The organism is Intrasporangium chromatireducens Q5-1, from assembly GCF_000576575.1.
Lineage (GTDB): Bacteria > Actinomycetota > Actinomycetes > Actinomycetales > Dermatophilaceae > Intrasporangium_A > Intrasporangium_A chromatireducens.
Genome location: NZ_AWQS01000363.1, coordinates 1 through 2,832 on the forward strand (window position 1 = coordinate 1; position 2,832 = coordinate 2,832).

The following is a 2,832-nucleotide window of genomic DNA, read 5'->3' on the forward strand; positions in this document are numbered from 1 at the left end:
GGGCCTGCCATGCAGGTCCCGGCCCCTCCGCTTGCTCCGGCGCGGGTCGTCAGTGGTGGGTTGCCACCTCGGCCCCGTGGCCGGTGAGCGAGCGCACCTCCATCTCGGCGTACTTCGCCGCGTTGAACTCCTTGCTCGTCACCGTGCCGATGTAGCCGAGCAGGAAGCCGAGCGGGATCGAGATGATGCCCGGGTTGTCGAGCGGGAACCAGTGGAAGTCGATGCCCTGGAGCATGGATGGGCTCTTGCCGGTCACCTTGTCGATGGCCTTGCCCGAGACCACCGGGCTGAAGACGATCAGCGTGAGGGCACTGGCCAGACCGCCGTAGATGCTCCACAGCGCACCACGGGTGTTGAACCGCTTCCAGAACAGCGAGTAGAGGATCGTCGGCAGGTTCGCGCTCGCCGCGATGGCGAAGGCGAGGGCGACGAGGAACGCGATGTTCTGGCCCATGGCGAAGATGCCACCGATGATCGCGACGGCGCCCAGGACGAGTGCGGCGATGCGAGCCACCTTGACCTCCTCCTCGGGAGTCGCCTTGCCTTCCTTGACGACCGAGTTGTAGACGTCGTGCGCCAGAGAGGCACTCGCGGTGATCGTCAGGCCCGCCACGACCGCGAGGATCGTGGCGAAGGCGACGGCCGAGATGATGCCGAGGAGGATCTCGCCGCCCAGGTGGAAGGCGAGCAGCGGAGCCGCGGAGTTCGCGCCACCGGGTGCGCCCTTGATCTCCTTCGCGCCGACGAGCTCTGCGGCGCCGAAGCCGAGGACGAGGGTGAACAGGTAGAACAGCCCGATGAGCCAGATCGCCCACACGACGGAACGACGCGCCTCCCGCGAGGTCGGCACCGTGTAGAACCGCATCAGCACGTGCGGCAGGCCGGCGGTGCCGAGCACGAGCGCGAGCGACAGCGAGATGAAGTCCAAGGGGTTCTTGTACTGCAGGCCCGGCGAGAGCAGGTCGCGCTTCGTGCCGTCGGCAGCAGCCGGGGCTGCGTCGTTCGCGGCGCCGAGGAGCGAGGACAGGTTGAGCCCGAACTTGCCGAGGACCCAGAGGGTCATCACCGCGGCGCCGATGATCAGCAGCACGGCCTTGATGATCTGCACCCAGGTGGTGCCCTTCATGCCACCGAAGATGACGTAGAAGATCATGATGACGCCCACGACCGCCACAACGACGCGCTGCCCGATGGCACCGTCGATGCCGAGCAGGAGGGCGACGAGGCCGCCGGCGCCGGCCATCTGGGCCAGCAGGTAGAAGAACGAGACGGCGAGCGTCGAGATCGCGGCGGCGATGCGCACCGGCTTCTGACGCAGCCGGAAGCTGAGGACGTCGGCCATCGTGTACTTGCCGACGTTGCGGAGCAGCTCGGCGACGAGCAGCAGCGCGACGAGCCAGGCGACGAGGAAGCCGATCGAGTAGAGGAAGCCGTCGTAGCCGTTCAGGGCAATCGCGCCCGCGATGCCGAGGAACGAGGCCGCCGACAGGTAGTCGCCCGCGATCGCGATGCCGTTCTGGCGCCCCGTGAAGGCGCGGCCGCCGGCGTAGTACTCGGCGGCGCTGCGGTTGTTGCGCGACGCCCTGATGACGATGACGAGCGTGATGAGGACGAAGACGATGAAGATCGTGATGTTGAGCGTCGGGTTGCCGACACTCGTCTGGGCGGGCAGCAGCCCGTGCAGGACGGCGCTCACTGCTTGACCTCCATCTTCTTGGCGAGAGCCGCTGCGGCCGGGTCGAACTCACGGTCGGCCCACCGCGCGTACGCGATCGTGATCCCGAACGTGGAGACGAACTGCAGCAGGCCGAGGATCAGGCCCCACGTGACGTTGCCGAAGACCCGGGTTCCCATGAAGTCGTGGGCGAGCACGGCGAGCAGCACGTAGAGGAAGTACCACGCGAGGAACGCGATGGTCAGGGGAAAGACGAACTTGCGGAACTTGCTCCGCAGCTCGGCAAACTCGGCAGACTCCTGGAGGACGACGTTGGGATCGTCCTGCCGGAGTTGAGCTTCGTTGCTCAAGGGAACCTCCAAACCGTTGGACCAGTGGTGCAACGCTAGGAGCGCGGTGCGGTGCTGGCACGGCCTCACGCGCGGCCGGTCGCCAAGCGGGCCAGAGGGCTCGGTGTGCGCGAGATCACGTGCGACGAGCGGCGGGGAATCAGCGACGAGCGGTCAGGCCGGCTCGCGGGCCGCGCTCGTCCCGCTCTGAGGCACGGGACGACGGGGCGCCCCGCAGCACCTTGCGGACCCGGATGAGCCCGACCAGCACGAAGGCCCAGCCGAGAACCGAGCAGAACATGCCGGCCACGGCTGCAGCGGTCGCGAGGAAGGGCTGGTGCATGGACGCATCGGTGCTGAGCAGGAACCCGGGGCCGGCGCCGATCCCGCACGCGAACCACTGGGACGCGAACAGGGCGACGAAGCCGGCGGCGAGCCAGACGAGAGCCGATCGGAGCCGCCCGGCCGTCAGGCGCGTTGCCTGCAGCCACGTCCAGAAGACGAGGGCGACGAGGACGAGGACGATCGACCCGGCCGCGGCGAAGTAGAGGTACAGGGCAGTCGGGAAGTAGCTCGGCGCACTCATCCGGCAGCCCTCGTCCTGTGCGGCACGCTGACGAGCCCGGCGGTCAGCATGAGCACCGCACCGATGACCGGGGTGAAGCCGGATGCCAGCGCGAGCGGCCCGTCGGCCGAGGCCAACGGATAGTCCCCCTCTGGCCCGAACAGCTCCCACAGCGCGGGCATCGTCGTGTGGACGAAGAGCAGCACCACCCCCAGCCCGAAGAGCAGGGCCGCAGCCAGCCGCCTCCGCATCAGTCCCTCACC

General features: G+C 68.3%; 4 protein-coding genes. All 4 read right to left on the reverse strand.

Annotated features, from left to right (window positions below):
• Positions 1 to 49 precede the first annotated feature (49 nt).
• Positions 50 to 1,696: a solute symporter family protein gene (locus tag N864_RS21000; RefSeq protein ID WP_081794103.1), complete on the reverse strand. Its 1,647-nt coding sequence runs from the start codon at positions 1,694 to 1,696 to the stop codon at positions 50 to 52.
• Positions 1,693 to 2,025 carry a DUF485 domain-containing protein gene (locus N864_RS21005; protein ID WP_034721987.1) on the reverse strand — a complete coding sequence of 111 codons (333 nt, stop codon included), beginning with the start codon at positions 2,023 to 2,025 and terminating at the stop codon, positions 1,693 to 1,695. Before N864_RS21005 ends, N864_RS21000 begins: the two co-directional genes overlap by 4 nt.
• Positions 2,026 to 2,164: 139 nt before the next feature.
• Complete coding sequence (locus N864_RS21010; RefSeq protein ID WP_034721990.1) at positions 2,165 to 2,590, reverse strand: hypothetical protein; 426 nt, start codon at positions 2,588 to 2,590, stop codon at positions 2,165 to 2,167.
• Positions 2,587 to 2,832 (reverse strand): hypothetical protein (locus tag N864_RS21015; RefSeq protein ID WP_205621025.1); only part of this gene is annotated, 246 nt, incomplete at its 5' end. The genes N864_RS21010 and N864_RS21015, both read right to left, overlap by 4 nt.